At 72.3% G+C, this 7184-nt stretch carries 4 protein-coding genes and 1 pseudogene; all 5 read right to left on the reverse strand.

Annotated features, from left to right (window positions below):
- Positions 1–332 (reverse strand): annotated as a pseudogene (locus tag ND748_RS21020) (HEXXH motif domain-containing protein); the annotation flags it as partial.
- Positions 333–459: 127 nt separating this feature from the next.
- Positions 460–1575, reverse strand: a complete 1116-nt coding sequence (locus tag ND748_RS21025; RefSeq protein WP_251747705.1) for a hypothetical protein — start codon at positions 1573–1575, stop codon at positions 460–462.
- Positions 1576–1646: 71 nt separating this feature from the next.
- Entirely contained in the window at positions 1647–5627 is a 3981-nt protein-coding gene (fxsT, locus tag ND748_RS21030) for an FxSxx-COOH system tetratricopeptide repeat protein (RefSeq protein WP_251747706.1), read from the reverse strand.
- The gene (locus tag ND748_RS21035; protein WP_251747707.1) at positions 5620–6357 is read right to left on the reverse strand and encodes a hypothetical protein; all 738 of its coding nucleotides are present in this window, start codon (positions 6355–6357) and stop codon (positions 5620–5622) included. The genes fxsT and ND748_RS21035 overlap by 8 nt, the downstream gene beginning before the upstream one ends.
- Positions 6358–6531: 174 nt before the next feature.
- On the reverse strand, positions 6532–7184 hold a 653-nt coding region (locus tag ND748_RS21040), incomplete at its 5' end, for a toll/interleukin-1 receptor domain-containing protein (protein WP_251747708.1).

The following is a 7184-nucleotide window of genomic DNA, read 5'->3' on the forward strand; positions in this document are numbered from 1 at the left end:
GTCCCGAGCGGACCGGGCGGGAGCAGGCCGGCCGGGAACGCGGCCGTCTCGCCGGGACGCGACAGCTCGGCGGCGTCACGGCCGCGCCGGACCTCGCCGTCGGACACCTCGCCGTACAGGCGGCTGCGGGGCTGGTATCCGGCGGTGGTGAGCGAGCCGCTGAACGCGGCGGCGAGGGCAGGCGGCAGCGGCGCGGCCGGATAGCCGACCCAGGCTGCGACCTGACGCAGCCATTCCCCGGACACCGGGCCGGACAATGCGGCCAGCCGGTCGATGTCGAACCCGCAGAGGTCCACCAGACCGCCGGGCAGGGGGGTCAGATCGTGTGCCATCGGTGGAGCCTCCCACCACGCCGGTGCGCGTCCTGCGGCGCAGGAACCTGCACGACGAAGAATAGCGCGGTGGGATCTGCGGCGATCCCGTCCAACGACGGGTTCCCGTCGGCGCCGAGACCGATTGTCACTCCCCGCGGGCGGCGGTGAATCGATGCACGAGCAGTTGGAACCGCCGATCCGCATCGGCCACCCGACGCTGGTCGACGGTGACGCCGAGCAGAACCTCGTCCCGGCTGATCCGGTGGAAATACAGCGCGCCCTTCTCGACGTCGAGAACGGTGCGGGTCAGGCGGCGGTTGAGCACCGAGCGCAGCAGCCCGTCGAGCAGATCGCTCAGTACCAGGAACTCGGCGCCGACCAGCTCGAAGGCATCTCGCCGGGCGGTCCGCCCGGGACCGACGAAGAATTCGTTCAGGTCGCTGTGGTCCAGCACATCCGCGGCGCTCACCCGACCCTCGCGCACCAGCGCGATGTACTGGAGGTCGGCCGGCTGAAGAATGTTCGCCGCCTGCGCCTGGAACAGCTCTTCGCGGGCATCGCGCAGCGGCGACCAGCGCCGGTGGATCAGAGCGGCCCAGGGGTTGGCGAACACCGGCACCGAGGGGCGGGGCAGCGAGGCGAAGACGTGGGCCGCTCCCCCAGGCGCCCCCCCGGCCGCTCCCTCGACGTCGTCCCCTGGCCGGGCGTCGACCGCTCCGGTGGCCAACGGCTCCAGCGGTGACTGGTAGTAGCCACCCTGGTGGTACCCGCCGTAGTTGGGATCGGCGAGTCCCCGAGCCGTCCGGATCCGCGCCGCCGCCTCCGACAGCGCCAGGTCGGCGGCCGCCAGGGTCTGCGCGGTGAGGCTCACGCCGACGATGTACTGCCCCTCGTCGACGTCGAAGTACAGCACCGCCCGGTCGGGCGCCGCGAAGACCGTCCGGATGAGGCGACCGCCGGCCACACCGAACAGCGCGGCATTCATTTCGGTCATCCGATGATTGAGCTGGCGGCCGATCGTCTCGTAGTCCCGACGGGCCCGCTCCACCGTGCGGGCACCACGGAAGTTCTCGGCCAGAACCGGGTGGGCGAGCAGATCCACCGCCACCGTCGGCAGCCCGTGATCGTAGTATTCGATGTGCTGAGCCCCAGCGATCGCGACCGCCCCGCGAAACTCCCGCATGATGCCGTTGTATTCGTCGCCGACATGCCGCGCGGTGAAGATGTTGGGTGCCAGGGAGTCATCGGGAACAGTCACCATCAGCTCCTCCTTCTGCCGGGTTCCGGCGGGTGGTGGCCGGCGCAAAAATCCAATGCGGAGCGGTGACCGGGTCAGACACTGGAGATGTCGATGTCGATGTCCCGGTGACCGCGCCCGCCAGCCGCGTTCCCGGCGGCCAGCACCGCCACGTTCCTGCGCAGTGTCGCCAGATGGGGATGATGCCGATCCAGGGACATCTCGGCCTCCTGCAGCAGTTCCGCCGCCAGCCGGCGGGCCTCGTCGACGTCGTCCACCGCGACCCGCGCGGCGCCGAGGTTCACCCCGGCGGCCAGGGCGAACGGATGGTGCAGATAAAGTTCGTCGGTGAGCGTGTGATATGCCTGCTCGGCGAGTTCGAGCGCCTCGGCTGAATGCCCGTCGGCACGCAGGTAGATCGACAGGTTCGACCGGCAGATATTCGTGAACGGATGTTCGGGGCCGAGTAGCCGCAGGTATTCCCGTAGGCACGAGTCAGCCTCGACCGCGGCCCGGTGATGCTCGCCCAGGGCGTGCAGGTGACCCGCACGGCTGAGCCGGCAGGCGATCGTGCCCAGGTCCGCCTCGCCGTAGATCTCGACGTAGCGTCGCAGCGTCTCCGCCGCCAGGTGATCGGCGGCATCCGCGCTGCCGCGCAGGCGCAGGACGACCGCGAGGTGCTTGTTGCAGCGCAGCGTCAGGTGGGTGGTGCTCCCCTCGATGTCGGCGAGGCTCGTCGCGGCCTGCCGCAGCAGCCGCTCGGCCTGTTCCAGGTCGCCGAGCTCGCGCTCGCAGATGCCCGCCCGCGCCTGCAACCACCAGAACTGCGAGGTGTTCTCGGCGCCGACCAGACGCAGCCGCGCCATCGTGTCCTGGCTCAGCGCCAGCGCCTCCCGGGCGCGGCCCTCCAGGAACGTCGACAGCGCCAGGTTGCTCGCGGCCATGAGCGTGTCGAGGTGGTTGTCGCCGAGGGTCTCCCGGAAACCCTGCAGGGTGCTGCTGTCCTCGGCCGCCGCCATCGCGTACCGCCCGAGCTCGCGGCTGTCGATGCCGTAACTCATCGCGGTGATCAACGTGTGCCGGTGGTAGATGCCCAGGTGCTGGCGCTGGCGGGCGAGGGTGTCGGTGTTGAGGTCGTAGGCGGCCTGGAACTGGCCGAGGTCCCGCAACAGCATCGCCAGGTGGGTCGCCATCCGCAGGGTCAGCGGGTTGTCCGGCCCGAACAGCTCCCGCCAGCGGTCCAGCGTGCGCTCGGCCATGTCCCGGCCGAGTTCCAGCCGGCCCGACCGCCACATCGCATACACCTGGGACACCAGCCACTGGCGCACGGCCGGCGACGGGCTGTCGATCGCACCGGAGGGCAGGACCTGCTCCTCCAGCATCCGGTAGATCGGCCAGCTCCCCGGGTCGGCGGCCCGCGGGGCAGCCAGCGCGATCTCGGCGAAGACCCCGAGCACAGCCTCGCGCGCCGCCGTCCGCGCCGCCGGAGCCATCCGCTCGACGAGCAGCGACTGCCAGCGCGCCGCCAGCCGCAACCGCCCCTCCGGCACGGCGTCGACCTCGGCCAGCCGGGGCTTGCGGATCTCCCCCCACAACTCGGGCAGCACGGTCGGGTCGGCAATGGTGTCGTCGCCGACCTCGCCGGCCAGGTGACGCAGCATCACCGGCGACTCCAACAGGCCGCGGGGGACACCCTGCGGGGACAGGAAGGCGCACAGCTCCAACAGGCGGGCCGCCGCCCGACGGACCGAACTCGCCGCGGACCGCAGCGTCTCGAAGGACACCGTCCAGGTCGTCGTCTCGGCTGTGGCGCCGACGGCCTGGGCCAGGTAGGCGTCGACCGCCTGATCGTCGATCTCCGCGCCGCGCCACTCCTGGCGCAGCCGGCCCACGGCCGTGCGAAGACCCGACGGGCGATGATCGAGCCGGTTGGCGACCAGTTCCAGCCGTTCCCGGTCGACCGCGGGCAGCCACTGGCGCAGGAACGCCAGGCTCTCCTGGGGTGCGAACGGCTCCACCCACAGGGCGCCGGGCTGGTCCCGCCACCCCGGCTCGGCCGAGGTGATCAGCACGTGCCCGTTGGACGTGGCCGTCGGCAACAGCCCGGCCAGCGACGCCGGGTCTCCCGCGCCGTCGTAGATCAGCAGCCAGCGCGGCGACGGGTCGCCGCGGCGCAGCGCGTCCAGTGCCACCCGTTCGAGCTGCTCCGACGGTGAACGCTGGGCCTGCGGTACGTCGCTGTCCGGGTGCAGCAGGACGGCGAGGTCGGCCAGGGAACGCCGCACGGACGTCTCGTCGCCGGCGGGGATCCAGTGGACGATGTCGTAGTCCGCCCCGAACCGAAGGGCGAACTGGGCCGCCGCCGCGCTCTTGCCGATCCCGTCGCCGCCGAGCAGCAGCGCCGGGCCGGTGGCCCGAGCGCCGGGCAGCAGCCGGTCGCGCACGGTGTCGAGCAGGACGTGACGGCCGATGAACGGCTGGCTGAACATCGTCGGCATCGTCCAGACCCGCGGGCGGCGCGTCGGATAGCGGGCGGTGACCGCGGTGAGGTCGCCGAGACCGATCCCGGGGACGGGCAGGGCCAGCCGTTCGAGGACCTCGACCGCCGCCTCCCGCTCGGCCAGCGTCGTCAGCCCGATCAGCTCGGCGCTGGCGTAGTCGTCGGCCAGCCGCGTCACGCCGACCTGGATGATGCTCGCCGCGGCTCGCGCCACCCCGTCGCGTCCACGCGAGCGCACCACCGCACGCAGCGCCGCCTCGCCCGGAGTGTCCGGCCCGAGGTTCGGCGAGCCGACGACGACCAGCGCGTCCGCCGCGGGAAAGTCCCCCTGGGTGACGGCGGTCGGGGACACCGGTCGAACCCGCACGCCGGTCTGGGCGAGCACGGAGACCAGCCAGTCGACCCACGGCCGGTCCTCGGGCGCGCCGAAGACCGCCACGGAGCGTGGGGCCGGCGGCCCGTAGTGCTCGAAGGCGCGCAGCACCCGCTCCCGCTCCTCGGCGGGCACCGGCCGGGTGGAGAGCGGCTCATCCCCAGTGATCACACCGGTCAGCACCCGGTAGGCGGCCTGCAGGCCCGACCGGCTCGCGGGGTCCTCGAGGAAGGTCGCGAGCACCTCCTCGTAGGCGTAGGCGGCCTTGTAGGGGACCTCCAGCTCGATCAGGCGGGCCCGCTGCTCCTGGAGATCCGGTCCGCACAGGTCGCCGAGCGCCGGGCGGAACGCGTGGAAGGCCGCCCGGCGGCGAAGCTCCTGCTTGCGCTGCTCGGTGTCCTCCACCCGCATCGGGACCGGCAGGATACGGATGGGCCGCTCGCCGCCGCGGATCTGGCGCACCACCGCGGCGCCGCCATCGATCGACTGGTTGTTCAGCGCAAAGCCGACCACGACGGTGTCCGGCAGCAACTGGGTGCAGATGCCGGCGGCGTCCGAGGTTCCGGTCCGGCTGTCGATCAGGACGTAGTCGTAGCCGGCGAAGCGCATGCGGTCGCGCAGCGCGGCGAAGTAGGCCCGCCCGTCGGTGTCCTCGAAGAATGCCGGCCACGGCAGCGCGACCGCGACGACGGCGTTCTTGGCGGTCTGCCGGCCCGGGCCGAGAAAGTCGATGCGCCCGGCGGCGGGGAAACCCGGCCATTCGATCGTCTCGACGTTGTGCCGAAAGTCACTGTAACGGGCGGTGATCTCCCGGATGGCGGCCGCGTCCGGCGGGCCCGCCGCCTGCTCCAGCCCCGGGTGCCCGGCGTTCTGCAGGCGGTCGATCTCCCGGATGAAACCCTCCAGCATCTCCGTGACGCCGTCGCTGCTGTCGAGCTCCTTGTTCTGCAGGAAAGGCCGAAAGTAGCGGTGCAGGCCGGGGGATTCCAGGTCCCAGTCGACGGTGAGCACCCGCTTGCCGGATGCGGCAAGCAGCCAGGCGACGTTCGCCACCGCCATCGTTCGACCGGCGCCGCCCTTGTACGAGTAGAAGGTGACGATGTGCGCCGGGCTTTGCGTGGGGTCCGGCGTTCCGGTCAGCTCGGCACTCCTGGTCAGCTCGGCACTCTCAGTCAGCTCGGCGCTCCCGGTCACTTCAGTCATCGTCTTCGCCCCTTTCCGCGACGCCGGCTCGACGCAGGATGGGCCGCCGGGTGTGTTCGGGATCGGCCATCCGCCACCGGCGCTCCCCGCCGAGGCCCGACGCCGCGCGTGCTGCGGACCGCCGCGGATCCTGGGCGGCGGCCCCGCCCGCCCAGGCGGTCCGGCCGGAGAGCCGGACGAGCTCGGCGTCGCGTTCGGACAGCGACGGCGGCCCGTCCACCCGAGCCCGCGCGATCAGCTCGACGACGGCCCCGACCAGGTGCCGGTAGCCGGCCGAGGCGGGGGCGGCGCGGATCAGGCGCAGCGCTCCGCCCGCGGCGAACTCGGCACCGAAGTCGTCGTCGATCATGTCCGTCTGCCGGATCGGCACCGGCGGCGGCACCGCCCGGATGGACCAGGGGACGCCGATCAGCGCCGGCGAGCGGCGCCCGGTGAAATGCTGATGCCAGCGCAGCCGCTCCCGGAACAGCGACCACTCAACCCGGCACTGCGGGTCGGAGAAGTACGCGTCGGAGTACAGCGCCACCAGCACTGGCGACAACAGCACCTGCGCGTTCGACTGCCCCGGCGAGCCCGGCACGGCCGCCTCCGCGCCGGCCACCCCGCCGGTGAACGCCTCGCGGCGACCGAGCCGCTCGTAGACGCCGTCCTGCACGTCGCCGGCGAAACGTTGCACATAGCTGCCGTCGCCGCCGGCGAGGGCGTGATGCACGAGGAAGAAAGGGGTCACCGGCGCCCCTCGGGTCGCATTCCACGACAGCGCGCCCGCCCCACCATCACACCCGTGCCTCTCACATCCACGGCGACCAGCTCCGGCCAGACCGCATTCTTCCCCGGCGGTCCCCGGATTCCGTTCCCGACCCGCGGCGCGCCGACGGTCGGGCAACCGATCCTGTGCGGTACATCACGACTCGGGGTGGAACGGGGAACGCACGAGCTCGGTTGCGTCGGCCGCCAGCGGCGGTAGTTCGTCGCGAGCGACGTCCATGACCCGGTAAGCCAACAGGCTCACATACTCCGCGAACGCCCCGGGGTGTCGCATCAGGTCCAGGACAGGCATGCTGTCGTATTTCCGACCAAGATCGATCCGCGCGATGTGCAGCTCCTGCGCGGCCTCGGGCACGTCCGCCTCCCGCACCAGCCAGGGCACCGGAATGATGCCCGCCGGCGGTTTCCCCGCCGGCCCGGTCGCCCGGCGAATCCGTTCCTGAAAGACCCCGAACTCCCGGCCACACCAGTCACTCTCGAAGTAGTCGTCGCACCACAGAGCGACCAGGACCGGGGCGGTCCGCGCGGCGTCGCGCAGTGCGGTGGGCCAGTGTTCCCCGCCGCCCATCCGTTCGGCGTCGAGAAATCCCGCCGGCTCGACCCGCCGGCGGACCTTGCGCCGCAGTTCTGCCTCGAGTTCCCGGTGGAAGGCGACGACCCGATCCCGGTCATGGCGGTGGGCATGACTGGTGAAGAAGTAGTAGGCGGCCGCGCCGGCCGGCCCCCGGGGCGGCGGCGGGCCCCCCGCCGCGCCCCCCCCGGGCGGGCGGCCCGGCGTGGCCCGCCGCG

Source organism: Frankia sp. AiPs1, assembly GCF_023716945.1.
Taxonomy (GTDB): Bacteria; Actinomycetota; Actinomycetes; order Frankiales; family Frankiaceae; genus Frankia.